At 42.4% G+C, this 17,552-nt stretch carries 20 protein-coding genes and 1 riboswitch; of the genes, 16 read left to right on the forward strand and 4 right to left on the reverse strand.

What is annotated here, in order from left to right; genetic code table 11:
- The first annotated feature begins 44 nt into the window (after positions 1-44).
- The 5 genes from ABMY41_RS08460 (at position 45) to ABMY41_RS08480 (ending at position 3,065) form a co-directional block, all read left to right on the forward strand.
- Positions 45-770: a zeta toxin family protein gene (locus tag ABMY41_RS08460; protein ID WP_252949401.1), complete on the forward strand. Its 726-nt coding sequence runs from the start codon at positions 45-47 to the stop codon at positions 768-770.
- An 8-nt stretch (positions 771-778) separates the two neighbouring features.
- Positions 779-946, forward strand: coding sequence for a hypothetical protein (locus ABMY41_RS08465; RefSeq protein ID WP_166338703.1), 168 nt, complete (start codon positions 779-781; stop codon positions 944-946).
- A gap of 311 nt (positions 947-1,257) precedes the next feature.
- Positions 1,258-1,965, forward strand: coding sequence for a hypothetical protein (locus tag ABMY41_RS08470; protein WP_349274495.1), 708 nt, complete (start codon positions 1,258-1,260; stop codon positions 1,963-1,965).
- Between the two features lie 21 nt (positions 1,966-1,986).
- Positions 1,987-2,490, forward strand: coding sequence for an RNA polymerase sigma factor (locus tag ABMY41_RS08475; protein WP_054552830.1), 504 nt, complete (start codon positions 1,987-1,989; stop codon positions 2,488-2,490).
- Positions 2,491-2,495: 5 nt separating this feature from the next.
- Positions 2,496-3,065, forward strand: coding sequence for a hypothetical protein (locus tag ABMY41_RS08480; protein WP_287242443.1), 570 nt, complete (start codon positions 2,496-2,498; stop codon positions 3,063-3,065).
- Between the two features lie 241 nt (positions 3,066-3,306).
- On the opposite strand, the gene galE is transcribed toward ABMY41_RS08480, so the two are convergent.
- On the reverse strand, positions 3,307-4,320 hold the full coding sequence (gene galE / locus ABMY41_RS08485) for a UDP-glucose 4-epimerase GalE (protein WP_062566551.1): 1,014 nt from the start codon (positions 4,318-4,320) through the stop codon (positions 3,307-3,309).
- A gap of 230 nt (positions 4,321-4,550) precedes the next feature.
- Here galE and ABMY41_RS08490 point away from each other — a divergent pair, with 230 nt between their 5' ends.
- On the forward strand, positions 4,551-5,054 hold the full coding sequence (locus ABMY41_RS08490; protein WP_289098119.1) for a DUF3016 domain-containing protein: 504 nt from the start codon (positions 4,551-4,553) through the stop codon (positions 5,052-5,054).
- A 184-nt stretch (positions 5,055-5,238) separates the two neighbouring features.
- Here ABMY41_RS08490 and ABMY41_RS08495 read toward each other — a convergent pair whose 3' ends face one another.
- Complete coding sequence (locus ABMY41_RS08495) at positions 5,239-5,529, reverse strand: hypothetical protein (protein ID WP_054554123.1); 291 nt, start codon at positions 5,527-5,529, stop codon at positions 5,239-5,241.
- 72 nt (positions 5,530-5,601) lie between these two features.
- Between ABMY41_RS08495 and ABMY41_RS08500 the strand changes: the two genes are divergently transcribed.
- Positions 5,602-5,814 carry a hypothetical protein gene (locus tag ABMY41_RS08500; protein WP_054554124.1) on the forward strand — a complete coding sequence of 71 codons (213 nt, stop codon included), beginning with the start codon at positions 5,602-5,604 and terminating at the stop codon, positions 5,812-5,814.
- Here ABMY41_RS08500 and epmB read toward each other — a convergent pair.
- Positions 5,811-6,824, reverse strand: a complete 1,014-nt coding sequence (gene epmB, locus ABMY41_RS08505; RefSeq protein ID WP_199530000.1) for an EF-P beta-lysylation protein EpmB — start codon at positions 6,822-6,824, stop codon at positions 5,811-5,813. The two genes, ABMY41_RS08500 and epmB, sit on opposite strands and share 4 nt — an antisense overlap.
- A 41-nt stretch (positions 6,825-6,865) precedes the next feature.
- Between epmB and efp the strand changes: the two genes are divergently transcribed.
- Together efp and epmA are read left to right on the forward strand one after the other, a co-directional pair.
- Entirely contained in the window at positions 6,866-7,432 is a 567-nt protein-coding gene (gene efp, locus ABMY41_RS08510; protein ID WP_054554126.1) for an elongation factor P, read from the forward strand.
- Positions 7,433-7,499: 67 nt separating this feature from the next.
- Positions 7,500-8,474, forward strand: coding sequence for an elongation factor P--(R)-beta-lysine ligase (gene epmA / locus ABMY41_RS08515; RefSeq protein WP_287241814.1), 975 nt, complete (start codon positions 7,500-7,502; stop codon positions 8,472-8,474).
- 67 nt (positions 8,475-8,541) lie between these two features.
- Here the strand turns inward: epmA and ABMY41_RS08520 are convergent, their stop codons facing one another.
- Complete coding sequence (locus ABMY41_RS08520) at positions 8,542-10,641, reverse strand: TonB-dependent receptor (RefSeq protein ID WP_287241817.1); 2,100 nt, start codon at positions 10,639-10,641, stop codon at positions 8,542-8,544.
- 123 nt (positions 10,642-10,764) lie between these two features.
- Between ABMY41_RS08520 and ABMY41_RS08525 the strand changes: the two genes are divergently transcribed.
- From ABMY41_RS08525 to thiE, 7 genes are all read left to right on the forward strand, one after another.
- Positions 10,765-11,154, forward strand: a complete 390-nt coding sequence (locus tag ABMY41_RS08525; protein ID WP_054561129.1) for an acyl-CoA thioesterase — start codon at positions 10,765-10,767, stop codon at positions 11,152-11,154.
- 123 nt (positions 11,155-11,277) lie between these two features.
- Positions 11,278-11,679, forward strand: a complete 402-nt coding sequence (locus ABMY41_RS08530) for an META domain-containing protein (protein WP_349274496.1) — start codon at positions 11,278-11,280, stop codon at positions 11,677-11,679.
- A 64-nt stretch (positions 11,680-11,743) separates the two neighbouring features.
- Positions 11,744-11,845: riboswitch (TPP riboswitch) on the forward strand.
- A gap of 145 nt (positions 11,846-11,990) precedes the next feature.
- Positions 11,991-13,943: a phosphomethylpyrimidine synthase ThiC gene (gene thiC, locus ABMY41_RS08535; RefSeq protein ID WP_349274497.1), complete on the forward strand. Its 1,953-nt coding sequence runs from the start codon at positions 11,991-11,993 to the stop codon at positions 13,941-13,943.
- Positions 13,944-14,014: 71 nt separating this feature from the next.
- On the forward strand, positions 14,015-15,019 hold the full coding sequence (locus ABMY41_RS08540) for an FAD-dependent oxidoreductase (RefSeq protein WP_289098110.1): 1,005 nt from the start codon (positions 14,015-14,017) through the stop codon (positions 15,017-15,019).
- An 8-nt stretch (positions 15,020-15,027) separates the two neighbouring features.
- The gene (gene thiS, locus ABMY41_RS08545) at positions 15,028-15,225 is read left to right on the forward strand and encodes a sulfur carrier protein ThiS (protein WP_171041525.1); all 198 of its coding nucleotides are present in this window, start codon (positions 15,028-15,030) and stop codon (positions 15,223-15,225) included.
- 1 nt (position 15,226) lies between these two features.
- On the forward strand, positions 15,227-16,012 hold the full coding sequence (locus ABMY41_RS08550; RefSeq protein WP_349274498.1) for a thiazole synthase: 786 nt from the start codon (positions 15,227-15,229) through the stop codon (positions 16,010-16,012).
- Between the two features lie 15 nt (positions 16,013-16,027).
- Positions 16,028-17,551, forward strand: coding sequence for a thiamine phosphate synthase (gene thiE / locus ABMY41_RS08555; RefSeq protein ID WP_349274499.1), 1,524 nt, complete (start codon positions 16,028-16,030; stop codon positions 17,549-17,551).
- The last annotated feature ends 1 nt before the right edge of the window (position 17,552 follow it).

Below are 17,552 nucleotides of genomic sequence, written 5' to 3' on the forward strand. Positions count from 1 at the left end.
TAGGCACTCTAGGGACATAATAAAAAGATAGGGAAAGGCTTTATATGACACTTGATAAACTAGAACAACATGCCATAGCTTATGCTAAAAAACACAGAACACGTATTGCCCGTGAGTTAACAGACAAAAATCAGTTTCCTCCCGATACAAGACCGGTTTCTGTTTTTATGGCAGGTTCGCCTGGTGCTGGAAAAACGGAAGCTTCAAAAGCTTTTTTAGAAGAAATTGGTGCTGATAATGTACTCAGACTTGATCCTGATGAGTTAAGAGAGCAAATACCTGGTTACACAGGTGATAATTCTTATTTATTTCATCGTGCTGTATCTTTTATTGTTGAGAGGACACTTGACCATGCTTTTAAAAATAAACAGTCATTTTTGTTAGATGGTACCTTGGCAAGTTATGATGTTGCAGAAAAAAATATTGAGCGATCTATTCGTAAAGGTCGAAATGTGCTTATTTTGTTTGTATACCAAAACCCAGAATATGCATGGGAGTTTGTTGAAGCTAGAGAGAAGTTAGAAGGGCGTAGAATTTTACCAAATACTTTTATAGATCAATTTTTTGCATCACAAAAAGTTATAAAGGAACTTAAGGCAAAGTTTGGAAGTCAAATTAAAGTAGATTTATTAGTTAAGAATAATAAGGGTCGAACACGTTTTTATCATGATAATGTTCAGGCAATTGAGCATCATTTAGATGAAAAATTCACTAGAGAAGATCTAGAGAGCCTGATAAAATCATCACCCAGCTCAAAAAACGAGCTTTAGGAGTGCCTATGTTTTCAAATTTAATAAAGCCAAAGCAAGCTCAAAATTCTAAGCTTTCAGACTTTGTACTTGATTCAAGCTCAAGCGAGAAAAAGCGAGTTTATAATCAAGTTATTGAGCGAGCCATTTCCTCTCAAGTACAGGTAGTAAATAAAGCACCTGCTGGCCATAAGTAATTATTAAAAGTCCCTATGCGGGACTTTTTTGCTTAAGAAAGAAACACAATTTCAAATAGATAGTTAAATTAAACACCACTTAGACCCTAAATTCTTTTATTGGCTTTACTAGCTTAATCTCAAAAAATTTATACACCTCTTTTTAATCTTTAAAATTCAACGAATTAAAATTATTTTTAATTTTTTAAAAATATTTTGTCAGGTTTTCTGTGTTTGTCTCGTCTATAGCTGCAAATGACACGAAGTTGTTCTATTTGGTGGTAGCAATAGGCAGTGTCTTATGTATCTATTTTTACGAAAAGGACAAACTCATGACGACTACAACATCAACTGTGAATACGCTAAAACTTGATTCAACGAACGCACCATTTAGTGATGCTGCCGTTTGGTTAAAAGAAGGGTGGGGGCTATTTAAAAAAGCACCGTTTAAACTTTTTTTACTTATGACGCTGTTCGCTATTGTGCCAGGTTTAGTGCAGCTATTACCTGCACCTACAGGTTTAACTTTATCAAAATGGTTAGCGCCTATGTTAATGGCAACGGTGTGGCCATTGTTGTTTAACCTGAATAATCAGCAAGGCTTTTCATTTAAGCACAATGCAACATGGACGAAGTGGGGGCGAGTTGCCGTGTGGTCAGTTGTTGGTATTTTACTGGCGCTGGTGCAATTTGCAGTAGGGAGTGCTTTGATTGGTAGTGAGCAGTTATCGGCTTTATTGTCAGGTCAGTTTGTTGATGTTGAGCGCTGGCGCGTAGGGGTCATGTTTGTATCAATTGTTCCTGTAAATATGTTGCTTATGTTTGTGGTACCTCTGTTACTTTTAAACAATGCTTCGCTTAGTGCAGCTGTTAAAGAAGGCATTACAACGGCACTAAAGGTGATTAAACCATTAAGCATGCTTTGTTTGATTAATATGCTCGTTACCTTTGCTGCCCCTTATAGTCTTTTACCTATGTTGTTGGTAGGGCCGGTATTAGCATGTACCTACTTTTGTGCCTATAATCGTTTGTTCAAATAATAATAAAAACATGGAAGTACAGTGAAAGCTGATGTTCAAATAAACACATTGCTGAATGAATACGCGCCGCTGTTGGCGCGTGTTGCTGCAACCTATGAGATCAATCAAGCGCTACAAGATGAGCTAATTCAAGAGATGTCGTTGGCTGTTTGGCGCGCTTTTGAAAGTAATGACTCATCACCCGATGTTGCCTTTCGTGGCGATGCCAGCATAAAAACCTATATTGCCCGAATAGCTCACAATAAAGCGGTTGATCATGTGATAAAAGAGCAAAACCGCAAAGAGGTGGCAAGCTCTGAAAGTATTGATTACACCCAAGCCTTAAGTGCTCATAAGTCACCAGACGACAGTTTAGATTTAATGGCTGCCCTTCGTAAATTAACGCTGAAATATCGGCAGGTGCTTGCTTTACAGCTTGAAGGGTTTAATCAAAGTGAGATAGCTCAAACGCTGGGACTGTCTGAAGATGCTGTTGCTAAACGTGCAAGTAGAGCAAGACAGCAAATTGCGAGCCTAATGGAGTAAATAAAGTGGATAAATTCGAAGCAGATGATCAATTAGCCAAGTGGCAGCAGGCATTTGTGCAAGCAACGCCGAAAGTGGATAGTGCAGCGTTAATAGCACAAACGCAAAAGTCGCGAACTAAGTTAAAGCTAAAAGGGTTAATCGACTCATTTTTAGGTGTTGTGGTAACCGTATTTTGTATTTACGCCATGTTGTTTGAGGCAAAAAATACCTATGAAACCATTCTGTTTGCGCTATTAGTACCTATTCCTTTAGGTTTTGGAATTTGGTCATACCGTTTAAGACGAAAGCTTTGGCGAGCAGAAACGTTAGACGTTAATGCAATGCTTAATTTTAAAGAAAGCCAGCTGAAGCATCAAATTCATTACTGGCATGTGAGTTTTATTGGCTGCGTTGTGCTTTGGTGCGCTTTGTTAATCGTTGCCTTGTTTAATATGGTTATGTTCAAAACATACAGCCTATGGCTTATCCAGCTTGGTATTAATGGCATTATCGTGCTGGCTGTTTATATACGCTATAAAAAATTAAAAACACAGCTAGCTGTAGCGCTTGAGAGCATTCAAGCGATGCGCTGATGTGCGACTTGACGAGCTGTTCCTAAAACTTATATAACTTACTATTCAAATAATAATGAAGGATATAGATATGGAAGTTTTATACAGTATTTTGTTTTGGGGATCGCCTGTCGGCTTAGGGTTATTCTTTTTCTTATCGTGCACGGGGGCAGGAATACTTTTCTGGGGTATTGCGCAGCTTAAGAAAGCCTCATCAAATTAAAAAGCCGATGTGTGAACATCGGCCTTTTAATGACTTTGACTATTTGTAACCGTTCGGGTTATTGCTTTGCCAGCGCCATGTATCTTGCATCATCTCATCGATACCCCGCTCTGCTTGCCAGCCAAGCTCTTTTAACGCTTTTTCTGGAGCTGCGTAGCAAGCTGCAATATCGCCCGCTCGACGCGGCGAAATTTGGTAAGGTACGGCTTGACCGCTGGCTTTCTCAAAAGCGGTAACCATCTGCAGTACTGAATAACCATTACCTGTGCCTAGGTTAAATACGTGCGCACCTGTATCACTTGCAATTCGGTTCAGTGCTTTTAAGTGACCTAATGCTAAATCGACAACGTGGATATAGTCACGAACACCTGTACCATCTACAGTATCGTAATCATCCCCAAATACACCTAGCTTTTCTAGCTTACCCACAGCAACTTGCGAGATATAAGGTAATAAGTTGTTAGGAATACCATTTGGGTCTTCACCAATAAGGCCAGATTCATGTGCGCCGACAGGGTTAAAGTAACGTAAGATAACAAAGGCAAAACGTTCATCTGATTTCGCGATATCTTGCAGCATCATTTCAACCATAAGCTTTGATGTGCCATAAGGGTTAGTTGTACCGCCAACTGGGAAGTCTTCGCGAATTGGCAGGCTTGCTGGGTCACCGTATACCGTTGCTGATGAGCTAAATACTAATTTAAACACGCCAGCATCACGCATAGCATCAACCAGAGTCAGTGTACCTTGTACGTTGTTTTGATAATACTCGATAGGTTTTACAACCGATTCACCAACCGCTTTTAAACCTGCGAAGTGAATAACACTATCAATAGTATGTTCACTGAAGATTTTGTCTAAGCAGGCTCTATCTAAAATATCACCTTGATAAAACGTGACGTCTTTGCCTGTTATTTTTTTTACGCGAGCCAATGACTCATTTGATGAATTGCTTAAGTTATCGAGTACAACAACGTCAGTGCCTTGTTGTAATAACTCTAATACGGTGTGAGAACCGATGTATCCGGCTCCGCCGGTGACTAAAATGGTCATAAAATATCCATGAACTATACCTGGTTGAATTAGCCTTATTTCATCACATTTCGGCCTAAATTACATGAATAAATTGTGATTTATGGCGATAAAGCAAAAACATGAATCGCTTGTTTTTGATTACATTTTGCACCATATTGGTTACACCTAAGTGTTTAGATATTAAGCTATAGTTAATTGTCAGCAGCTAAAATTTAATCATTAGCTATACCTGTTAAGTGGAGAAACAGATGAATACAGTAAAAAAAGTTGTCTTAGCAATGATCATTGCACTACCTGCTTTTGCTCACGCAGGAGAAGCAAAAGTTAAATGGCATGACTTTAACGATTACCGCGATGTTCGCCCCGGAAACAACTCACCAAAAGGTGCGTTTCATAAGAACGTGGCGAAGAGTTTTGAAAAACACTTTAACAAACTTGCTGAAAAGTTACCTGAAGGCTACACCTTTAACGTTGAAGTGACTGAGCTCGACCTAGCGGGTGATGTGCGTTTTGGTACCATGAATGAATTGCGTATCATCAAACCAATTTATTTCCCACGTATCGACCTAAATTATTCAGTTACGGATAAAGACGGTAAAGTGATAAGCGAAGCAAACGATGTAAAGCTTAAAGACATGGGCTTCATGGATCGCATGAAAATGGGGCGCGATGAAGCCTATTATTACGACAAGCGCTTAATCACTGATTGGTTTGAAGATGAGTTATTGCCGTCGTTAAATCTGGGTGAATGATAACTGTCAGCCGTCCGTTTTAAGTTGAGCTGTGTTGTTTGTGGGTCTTGTAAAAGACCTGCAACGTGGGAGGCGTTTTAACGCCGAAAAACAATACTCGGCTAAAGCTGCTCCCACATGTAGGCGTGAAATTTATTTCGTGCGATAGCCTCTATTTACAATAAATAAAATAGAGGCTTCTACGTTACTTAAACGTCGCTAACAGTTGTAGTAACTGTTGCAGTTTAATAACGGTTTTTTTCAGTTTTTCTTCATCCATACCGTCGTTGCTTAAGCTTTCTACATCAGCTGCAACATCGAGAACGTAAGGTTTAAAGCGTTTCGCTTCAAAATCAAAGCCAGCATCTTTTGCAAATAAGGCTTTGAATTTGCCATGGCCTTGCTGCTGTAAATCATCTAATTTTTTATCAGCATCAAGTGCCTGACGATAAACGATTTTTAGGTTAGCATTGAGTTGTTCAATAATTGAATCCATTTTTTTCCTAAAGCTTTAGACTGCAATGCCGATATAGTACGTGGATTGTCATAAAAAGTCAGGTAATGAACTATGAATATATCAGGATCAAGCTTACCAGCGATGAGTGGCGGTGGTGAAAGCGCAGAAGTTTACAGCGCATCGCTTGCTAAAAAACAGCAAAAGGCTGATGGTGCTGCGGCACTTGCACTTATCGAAGGCGCAGCAATGAACACCAGTGCTGCACAAACACCTGCTAAGTCGGTAACTGCGACACTAGGTAACAACGTAAACGTATACGTTTAACTTAGATTGAGATCGATAGGCGTTTTACTTTTTTCGCCGCCGATCTCGCGCACCAACTTTGGAACCAAGAACCCCGGCAATGCTGCTAGCATAGCCGTCACTATTTCCCGTGCCTGACTCTCAGCTATATCAAAGTGGCTGGCACCTTCAACTTTATCAAGTAGATGTAAGTAGTAAGGTAAAATGTCTGCTTCGAATAGCGCTTCACTAAGTGCAACTTGTGACTCGACAGAATCGTTCACATCTTTTAGTAACACCGCTTGATTTAATAACGTCACTCCCGCAGCCTTTAATTTTTGCATAGCGGCTTTAAAGTCATCATCAATTTCGTTAGCGTGATTGATATGATTTATAAACACCACCTTTAAGGGCGATGCAGCAAAGCGTGCACATAGCTCATCGGTAATTCTTGCTGGGATCACAACAGGTAAGCGGCTGTGAATACGCATGCGTTTAATTTGCGGAAGCTGCTCTAACTCATCCATAAACCAACTAACAGCATCGTCTTTGGCCATCAATGGATCGCCACCACTTAAAATGACTTCGTTGATGTTGCTGTCTGCTTTTATGTAAGCCAGTGCATCAATCAAGCTGCGTTTGTTTAATTGGTTTTCTTGATAAGGAAAATGGCGTCTAAAACAATAACGGCAATTTACAGCACAGCCGGTTTTAAACATCACTAAAACCCGAGAGCGATACTTGTGTAACAAACCAGGTTGGTTGTTATCTTGCTCTTTTAGAGGATCTTTGTCGTAACCTGTTTTTGCTAAAAACTCTTGGTGTCTTGGCATCACTTGCAGCAAAAGAGGGTCGTTTATGTCGCCATAACGCATTTTTTTGATAAAAGGCAGTGGCACGCGGACAGGAAAAAGACTGCGTGCTTTAAGGTCTTTTTCGTCTACTTTGCTTGATAATCCTAGCATTTCTAGCAAGCGTTCAGGACAAGTGACAACATTTGCCAATTCTTTTTGCCAGTTTTTATGCAAATTTACTTCATTTCTTTGTATCATTGACACGTAGATTACTCGAAATTATTTAGACAGAGGAAACGATGGCGAATTATAGCACCAATGAGTTCAAGGGCGGCCTAAAAATTATGTTAGATGGCGAACCTTGCAGCATCTTAGAAAATGAAATGGTAAAACCAGGTAAAGGCCAGGCGTTTAACCGTGTTCGTATTCGTAAACTTATCACAGGTAAAGTACTAGAAAAAACATTCAAGTCAGGTGAGTCAGTTGAAGGTGCAGACGTAATGGATACAGATTTAGCGTATCTATACACTGACGGTGAGTTCTGGCACTTCATGAACAACGAAACATTTGAGCAAATCGCTGCTGACGAAAAAGCGCTTGGCGACAATGCAAAATGGTTAGTTGAAAATGACGTTTGTACAATCACGCTTTGGAACGGTAGCCCAATCGCTGTGACTCCACCAAACTTCGTTGAATTAGAAATCACTGAAACAGATCCAGGTCTAAAAGGTGATACAGCGGGTACTGGCGGTAAACCAGCAACATTAAGCACAGGTGCTGTTGTTCGTGTTCCTCTATTCGTACAAATCGGCGAAGTGATCAAAGTTGATACACGTAGCGGTGAATACGTGAGCCGTGTTAAGTAATAGGCTAAATTAAGCAATTTATTATAAAATCCCAGCTTCTGCTGGGATTTTTTTTGGGAAACACTTTATGTCTAATGTCCTTTGGCAACCAAGCGCCGATATTGAAACTTTACGCCACCGTGCCGCTATCATCCGCCGTATTCGCGAGTTCTTTTATGCACGGGATGTAATGGAGGTTGAAACGCCAAGCTTAAGTGCGGCCAGTGTAACCGATGTGCATTTAGCGACATTTAGTACCGAGTTTGTTGGCCCAGGTCATGCTGGTGGCTTACCACTTTATTTGCAAACGTCACCTGAGTTTGCCATGAAGCGTTTACTTGCTGCAGGCTCTGGGGCTATTTTCCAGCTATGCAAAGCCTTTCGTAATGAAGAGGCGGGTAGTCATCATAATCCTGAATTTACAATGCTTGAGTGGTATCGTCCGGGTTTTGATGAATTTGCGCTTATGGATGAAATGGATGAGCTTATGCAATTAGTGCTTGGCGTAGAAAGCGCAGAGCGACTCACTTATCAGCAAGCCTTTATGAACGCCTTAGGTGTTGATCCTTTAACTGCTGATATCAGCACATTGCAGCAACTAGCAACAGAGCAGGGCTTTGCCGATATTGCTGCGAATGAAACGCACCGCGATACCTTGTTACAGCTATTATTTTGTATGAAGGTAGAGCCAACGATTGGCCAAGAAAAGCCTTGTTTTGTTTATCATTTTCCAGCATCGCAAGCAGCTCTTGCGCAAATTTGTCAGCACGATGAGCGAGTAGCAGGGCGCTTTGAGCTATATTTTAAAAATATGGAACTGGCAAACGGCTTTAATGAGCTGACCAATGGCAAAGAGCAAGCAGCTCGTTTTAGTGAAGATAATCAGTACCGAGAAGCAAATGGATTAAAGCAAGTGCCAATGGATGAGCGTTTAATAGCTGCACTAGAGCATGGTTTGCCACAATGTGCGGGTGTCGCGCTGGGTATAGATCGACTCATTATGCTGGCAACGAATAAACAAAAGATTAAAGACGTACTCGCCTTTGACGTTGAAAGGGCTTAACTTATTTGGCTCTAGGCTCTAGGCTCTAGGCTCTAGGTGCTAGGTAAAAAACCTAGCACCCAATTGCTTATAGCTCGTAAATAAATGTCACACCGGCAACCATAGGTTCGCCAAGCTGTGTGTATGTATGAGTGGTGTAACCGTCTAATGGATCGTTACCAAACTCAAAACCACGAGTTGGTACGTCTTCGTCAAATAAGTTACGTGCCCATGCATTAATGCTCCAATTATCACTTTCATAACCAAATGAAGCATTCACTAAATTAGTGCTTGGTGCTTGTGAGTTATGGCTATCAGAGAAGTAGTAATCGTCTTTGCCTTCTACACCAATTGATGCATAAAGTGCTGGCGTAAAGTTATAACGCGCAGTGAATGCGTATTGGTATTTAGGTGCTTGTGCTTGATCTCGACCATCTTGATCTAGGCCTGATTGCGCAACAAAGTCGTTGATTTCTGTATGTAGATAACCTGCACTACCTGTTAGTAGCAAATTGTCAGTAGCTTGGAAGCTGCCTTCAATTTCTAAACCGTAGTTTTCTCCAGAGCTGGCATTATCGATATAGCCTGTGAATTTTTGACCTTCAACCTGCCACGATTTTAGCTGCATATCTTCACGGTACATGTAGAAAGCAGCAAGACGTAACACAAACTTATCGTCTAGTGAGCTGCCTTTCACACCAAACTCACCGCTCCATAGATATTCAGGGGCAAATGATGTGTGATTAGCAAAGAAGTCAGCATCTAGATTTAAGCCTTCGTCTTTTGCTTTTGCTAACGCTTCAGAGTTAATACCGCCAGCTTTATAGCCACGAGTAATGCTGGTGTAGATCATGGTGCGATCTATCACTTGGTATTCAAGTGCAAGCTTACCGCCCACCATGACATCATCGGTTTCTTCAATAAAACCGTTGTTGTCGGTGTAGTCGCCCTGATACTGCTCAACACGCAAACCTGTGATTAAAGTTGTTTTTGGGCCGATAGGTGTTGCTAGTTGGCCATAAGCTGCAATATTGCTGGTTTCATAATTTGATGCAAATGGTTGCGCAAGCCAAGTGTATTGACGCTCTAAGTCGACTTCGCGGCCTTGATAATAAATGCCTGCGACCCACTCACCAGATTTACCACTAAATTGCAGCTCTGCCGCTTGATCTTGGCGATCGCGAAAGTAAGTATCTGTTGAGCTATAACCCCACTCATGCAAGCCTGCAGCACATAACTCCGGCTGGGCTTCATCATTACACACCCAGTCTTCGTCGAAGCTATATAACAGCTCACTGTCGATACCTGATAGGTTTAGGCTAACATCAAAAAAGTCAAAGCCGGTGTATATGTTTGCTAAACCAACCGCAATGCTTTCTTGGTTGTCTTGTCCAGGTTCATCAGCAACACTGTAACGACTGTTATCCAGTGTGAAGGCGTCATAGCCGTTATTTATATCGATGTAATGTACATTCAGTTCAGTACGCAGATGATCGGTAAATTGGCTGTGTAACTTAAAGCGAGAAACAAGCTCATCTTGTTGCTGTGTATCTTCACCTAAATAACGGTTTTCTACATAACCATCAGACTCACGTTGATAAATGCTAGCGCGTACTGCTGTGTCGTCAGTAATACCCGTACCTGCGGCAATACCTGCTTCATAGCTGTTGTAGTTGCCCGCACCTAATTGTATTTTCACACTTGGGTCAAGAGTGGGTGTTGCAGATTCCATTTGAATCATACCAGCTAAGGCATCAGCACCAAAGCGAGTCCCTTGTGGGCCGCGATAAATTTCAACTTGGTCGATATCAAATAACAGTGAACTGCCACCTAAACCAGAGTAGTTAATACCGTCGATCACTAAGCCAACCGAAGGGTTAATAGGGTCAACAAACTGTGAGCGTAAACCAACACCACGAATTTGCACGAAACGACCACGAGATGCACCAGAGGTAAAGTTTACATTCGCTGCACTAGCAAGCATCTCATCTAAAAACTTTGCACCGCGTTGATTGATTTCATGGTCTGAAAACAAGCTTGCGCTGGCACTAAGGGTTTGAATGCTTTCTCTTTTGAAATCACCGGTAACTTCAATCGTTTCTAGATCACCGTCTTCAGCGTAAGCAATCGAAGATGCTGCAAATAAAGGCAGGATGGCAGCAGATAATAATGATAAACGTCGTTTCATGCGGATTCTTAACTCCATTTTCGGGACTGCTATTCTAGCAACCTAGCTAGCCAAATGGCTATAAAATCAATTTTTATGGTATAAACGCAGGCAATTATACGTAAATTGATTAGGAATACGACTATGACCTTTAAAGTAGACTTTAAAGTGCGTGATTATGAGTGTGATTTACAAGGCATTGTTAATAACAGTGTTTATTTTAATTACTTAGAGCATGCTCGCCATGAGTTTTTACATGCTCAAGGTATCGACTTTGCAAAGCTAGCAAGAGAAAAAGTAAACCTTGTCGTGCTGCGTAGCGAAATGGATTACAAGGCATCATTAGTGCCGGGCGATGAGTTTTACGTTGCAGTTGAGCCTGAGCGTATCAGCCGTTTAAAGTTTGCTTTTAGGCAAACGGTGTATCGTAAACATGATGATAAAGTGATGCTGCAAGCTTTGGTGATTGGCACGTCGGTAAATGAAAAAGGTCGTCCTTTTTTACCAGAAGAAGTCGATAACTTATTCAAATAGTCTGCGTTGTTCTTTTAAAAGCTAACTTAGAACAATTTTTTACAGATAAAACATGTTTTTTTAACGATCAAACACGTTAAATATTGTTATGATGACAATATTGAAACTTGAGCCATAAAAAATATGAAGTTAGTAGCCTTACCCCTTCTCTTTGCACTTTTTTGTGTGGGCTGTACAACAACAGGAACGGTCACCAGCGAGCAATTAAAATATACTCAGTGGCAGTTATCAAAAGTAAATGGCTTAGCCATTCCTGTTTCCCAAACTGCCTCTATACGCTTTATCGAAGCGATGCAGGTTAACGGTTTTGCTGGCTGTAATAAGTTTTTTGGCGAAGGCGCGCTAAGCGAAGATACGCTTACAGTAAATAAATTAGGTATGACACGTAAATCATGTGGTGAGCAAGTTGATGTGCTTGAGCAGCAATTACTTTCAACTTTGAAAGAAGGCGCGGTAATTGACTTAGAAGGTGAACAGTTAACCTTGCAAGGTGAACACCATTTTACTTTCATAGCAAAAAACTAAAGTGGCTGAGCTTGCAGCAATTTTTTAACTGACGTACACTCAGGGCGTTTTAAAAGAAACGAATTTATACTTGTCGGAGTGCCTTAAATAAGGCTGAGATCGCGAAAGCGGGATCCGTGAACCTGATCAGGCTAACACCTGCGTAGGGAACAAGCTGCCTCACTGGGCGCTTGTGCGCCAAATTTTTGGGGCATAAGCGGCACAGGCTGCACTAGTAAGCACTTAGCTTATTAACGATCCAATGGCGTTTGCCACTCTCTATTGCACTTGCAATATCTGACAAGACAACCCTTAAAGCAATGAGGTAAGTCATGTCAAACACAACAACTAAACCATCTCGCCGTGAAGTTCGTGCGGCAGCATCAGATTATATTTATAACTTAACGGGGCAACCGTTTCCTAATTCTCATAAAGTTTATGTAGAAGGTACACAAGACAATGTACGAGTAGGGATGCGTGAAATCACCCTCAGCGATACCTTTATCGGTGGCACTGAAGAGAACCCTGTATTTGAGCCTAACGCGCCAATTCGTGTTTACGATACATCAGGTCCATATACTGACCCAGATTTTCAACTTGATGTGCGCAAGGGCCTTGAGAAATATCGTGAAAAGTGGATTGAAAGCCGTGGCGACACTGAAATTTTAGACTCAGTGACTTCGCAGTTTTCTCAACAGCGAATGGCAGATGAAGGGTTAGATCATATCCGCTTTGAACACCTACCAAAGATCCGACGTGCAAAAGCCGGTAAAAACGTGACCCAAATGCATTATGCGCGACAAGGCATTGTGACGCCTGAAATGGAATATGTGGCGATCCGTGAAAACATGGGACGCGCTAAAATTCGTGAAGAGTTACTTGCAGCCCAGCACAAAGGCGAATCGTTTGGCGCTAGTATTCCTGATTTTATTACCCCTGAATTTGTGCGTGATGAAATTGCCCGTGGCCGCGCCGTGCTTCCTAACAACATCAACCATCCAGAAACTGAGCCGATGATCATCGGCCGAAACTTCTTAGTTAAGGTGAACGCGAATATTGGTAATTCGTCGGTCACATCATCAATCGAAGAAGAAGTAGAAAAAATGGTGTGGTCGACTCGTTGGGGCGCCGACACGGTGATGGACTTATCAACGGGTCGCTATATTCACGAAACCCGTGAATGGGTGGTACGTAATTCGCCAGTGCCAATTGGTACCGTACCAATTTACCAAGCGCTTGAAAAAGTAAATGGTGTGGCTGAAGACCTAACGTGGGAGATTTTCCGCGATACCTTGATTGAACAAGCAGAACAAGGTGTTGATTACTTTACTATTCACGCTGGAGTATTGTTGCGTTACGTGCCGATGACAGCAAAGCGTGTTACCGGTATTGTTTCCCGTGGTGGCTCAATCATGGCGAAATGGTGTTTAGCACACCATAAAGAAAACTTCTTATACACGCACTTTGAAGAAATCTGTGAAATTTTAAAACAGTACGATGTGTGTTTTTCATTAGGTGATGGTCTGCGTCCGGGCTCTATCGCCGATGCAAATGACGAAGCCCAGTTCAGCGAATTACGTACTTTAGGTGAGTTGACAAAACTTGCTTGGAAACATGATGTACAAGTGTTCATCGAAGGCCCTGGCCATGTGCCAATGCATATGATCAAAGAGAACATGGAAGAGCAGCTAAAACACTGTGAAGAAGCACCGTTTTATACTCTTGGTCCATTAACCACGGATATTGCACCGGGGTACGATCATTTCACATCAGGTATTGGCGCTGCGCAAATTGCTTGGTACGGCTGCGCTATGCTTTGTTATGTAACCCCTAAAGAGCATTTAGGCTTACCTAACAAAGAAGACGTTAAAGAAGGTTTAATCACTTACAAAATTGCTGCTCATGCTGCCGATTTGGCAAAAGGCCACCCGGGTGCGCAAGAGCGTGACAACGCTTTATCAAAAGCGCGCTTTGAGTTCCGTTGGCACGACCAATTTAACCTAGGTTTAGACCCTGAACGCGCCCGCGAATATCACGACGAAACATTGCCACAAGAATCAGGCAAGATTGCACATTTCTGCTCTATGTGTGGCCCTAAGTTCTGCTCGATGAAGATCACTCAAGAAGTACGTGATTATGCCAAAGATCTTGAATCAAGAGGCATTGATCCGAATAACGTAGGTGATGCTATCGAAATCAAAATGGTCGATGTTGAAGCCGAAATGAAAGCGAAATCAGACGAGTTCAAAAAAACAGGCTCTGAGATTTACCATAAAGCAGTTTAATTGATGGAGCTAGGCATCAGCGATAGGCTCTGGGTTTTACCTAGGGCCTAGAGCTTAGGCCTAGAAAGTTTATGTCATTAAAGATAGCGATACTGGGTTTTGGTTTAACTGGCCGTTTAACTGCATTAGCACTTGCTAAAGAGCATCAGCTAAGTGTGTTTGAGCAAGATAATGAACATGCTAGCAACAGTGCCGGCAGCGTTGCCGCAGCGATGTTAGCCCCCCTTGCTGAATCGGTCTTGTGTGAACAGGATCTAGCCCTAGAAGGGCTTAATAGCATCACTCGTTGGCAGCAAATTTTAAGTGAGCTCGATGACGCTGTGTATTTTCAACAAACAGGCAGCTTAGTGGTTGCTCATCAGCAAGATAAGGGCGATTTACAAAGTTTTGTGAGCCGCTTAAAACCGCTTGAAAGCTATCAGGCACAGGCATTGGTTGGCACTCAAATAGCAGACCTTGAGCCAGAACTAGCTGGGCGTTTCCACCAAGGTGTGTATTTACCTTGTGAAGGGCAGCTCGATAATCAAGCATTTTATAGTGCTAGTTTTAAAAAGCTAACCTCGCAAGGAGTGCAATTTAACTTTGGCTGTAAAGTTGAATTGAACGCCCATCAAGTGAATGGCCAAAGCTATGATTATGTATTTGATTGTCGCGGCTTAGGTGCTAAAAAGGCTGAACCCTTACTGCGTGGAGTAAGAGGGGAGGTGGCGCGTTTATATGCACCAGAGGTGAACCTGACCAGGCCGATACGACTGATGCATCCCCGTTACCCAATTTATATTGCTCCTAAGCCAAACCATCAATTTGTGATTGGTGCGACTGAAATCGAATCGCAAGACCGCGGTAAAGTCACCGTGCGCTCGGCGCTGGAGTTATTGTCTGCTGCTTATACCGTGCATAGCGGCTTTGCTGAAGGGCGTATCGAGAGCTTGCAATCAGGGCTTCGTCCTGCGTTTGCAGACAACCGCCCGAAAGTCACAAAACAAGGTCGAGTGATCAGTATTAATGGCTTATACCGTCATGGCTATCTACTCGCGCCTAAAGTGGTTGATGATGCAGTGAGCTTAATTGCTTAAGGATAAAAATGAATATTTTAATTAATGGTCAGTCAGTTACAGTGAACGACAATACATCGCTCACTCAGGCGTTGAGCCAGTTTGGCGCAAGACCTCCATTTGCCGTTGCCGTTAATGGTGACTTTGTACCGCGCAGCCAATGCGATGCTAAAACCCTCAACGAAGGCGACAGCATTGAGTTATTGTCGCCAATTCAAGGAGGCTAAGATGATGGATTGTTTTTCGGTTTATGGTGAGCAGTTTACAAGTCGGTTACTGATAGGCTCAGCATTGTATCCTTCACCAAGTGTTATGACCGAGTCGATAGTGGCCTCACAGGCTGAGATTGTCACGGTTTCATTAAGACGCCAGCAAAGCGCTGCTGCGGGTGATGATTTTTGGCAATTGATAAAAAACACTGGGTTAAAGGTGCTGCCGAATACGGCGGGTTGTCATAGCGTAAAAGAGGCGGTGACCTTGGCGCAAATGTGCCGCGAAGTATTTGCCACTGACTGGATCAAGTTAGAACTAATTGGTGATGAATATAATTTACAGCCCGATCCAATCGCATTGCTTGAAGCCACTAAAATTTTATTGGCCGATGGCTTTAAAGTTTTACCTTATTGCACAGATGATTTAGTGCTGTGTCAGCGCCTCGCTGATTTAGGCTGCGAAGTACTAATGCCTTGGGGCGCACCGATTGGCACGGGTAAAGGCTTGCTGAATCCTTATAATCTAAAAATGATCCGTGAGCGCTTGCCAAACCATACTTTAATTGTTGATGCGGGCTTAGGTTTACCATCTCATGCCTGCCAAGCGCTTGAATTAGGGTATGATGCCGTATTATTAAATTCGGCAATTGCAGGTGCAGGTTGCCCAGTAACGATGAGTAAAGCGTTTAAGAGTGCGGTTGAAGCGGGGCGATATAGCTATTTGGCTAAAGCGATGCCAGAGAAAGACGTAGCAAGCCCATCAACGCCGACGCTCGGTATGCCATTTTGGCATCAAGAATAAAATGTGAGGAATAACATGAATCAGGTTGTATGGACCATAGCTGGCTCAGATTCGGGCGGCGGTGCAGGAATTCAAGCCGACATCAAGGCAATGCAAAGTTTTAACGTACATGGCTGCACAGTTATTACTGCTTTAACGGCACAAAATAGTTTAGGTGTAGAAGCGCTGAACCCGATATCAACAGAAGTGATTGAGTCGCAACTATTAGCCTTAGCCAGTGATATGCCTGCCAGCGTGATCAAAATTGGCATGCTTGCTAATGTGCAGCAAATACAGCTTGTTAGTGAGCATTTAAAACATTACAAAACAACTTGGGCAGAGCCGCCTTTAGTTGTTTATGATCCGGTTGCTATTGCCTCAAGTGGTGATTTATTAACAGAAGAAGATACTGTTAGTGCCATCAAAGAGTGTTTATTACCATTAGTCGATGTTGTAACACCGAACACCCACGAAACGCAGCTATTAACCGGTGTTTACTTGATTGGCCCAAGTGCAGTGAAAGAAGCCGCCGAGAAGTTAACAGGCTATGGTGCAAAAGCGGTGATCATCAAAGGGGGGCACTGGGATTACCCAAGTGGCTATTGCATTGATTACTGCGTGCAAGGTGAGCAGGCATATTGGCTTGGTAACGAAAAAATTCAAACTCCGCATAGTCATGGCACAGGATGTAGTATGGCTTCTGTGATTGCCGCGTGTTTAGCCAAACAGTATCCACTCAAAGATGCCTTTATTTTAGCGAAAGCCTATATCAACCAAGGATTAAAAGCAGCCGTTCGTTATGGTGAAGGGATTGGCCCCGTTGCGCACACTTGCTTTCCAACAAATTTAGCAGATTACCCACAAGTCATCGAAGCGGGAAGTTGGCTAGGTGATGAGCTCGACTTTGATTGCCCGGTTGATTTTACCATGGCAGCAGGTTTTGCCGAGTGCGACTCTAAACAGCTTGGTCTATATGCCGTTGTAGATACGGTTGATTGGTTAGAGAAGTGTTTAGCCGAAGGGGTTAAAACAGTTCAATTAAGAATGAAAAATGCAGACGATGCAGCACTTGAAGAGTCGATTGCAAGTGCGGTTTTGCTGGGGCAGAAGTACGATGCGCAGGTATATATCAATGATTATTGGCAGTTGGCGATTAAGCACGGTGCTTATGGTGTGCATTTAGGGCAAGAAGACTTACAAACCGCTAATTTAATTGCCATAAAAGAGGCAGGGTTACGCTTAGGTGTATCGACTCATGGCTTTTATGAGATGCTGCGTGCACATAATTACAGACCAAGTTATATGGCGTTTGGTGCTATTTATCCAACCACCACTAAAGACATGACAGGGCAAATTCAAGGTTTAGAAAAGCTCGAAAAATTTGTGCCGTTGATGGCCGATTATCCAACGGTCGCGATTGGTGGAATTGACTTATCTCGTGCTGAGCAAGTTGCGAGCACGGGTGTTGGCAGTGTTGCCGTAGTACGTGCGATTACTGAAGCCGAAGACTACCAAGCAGCCATTGCCAAGTTAAAACAGCTGGTCGAAGGTCAGTCATAAT

The organism is Pseudoalteromonas sp. BZA4 (genome assembly GCF_040104395.1).
GTDB lineage: Bacteria > Pseudomonadota > Gammaproteobacteria > Enterobacterales > Alteromonadaceae > Pseudoalteromonas.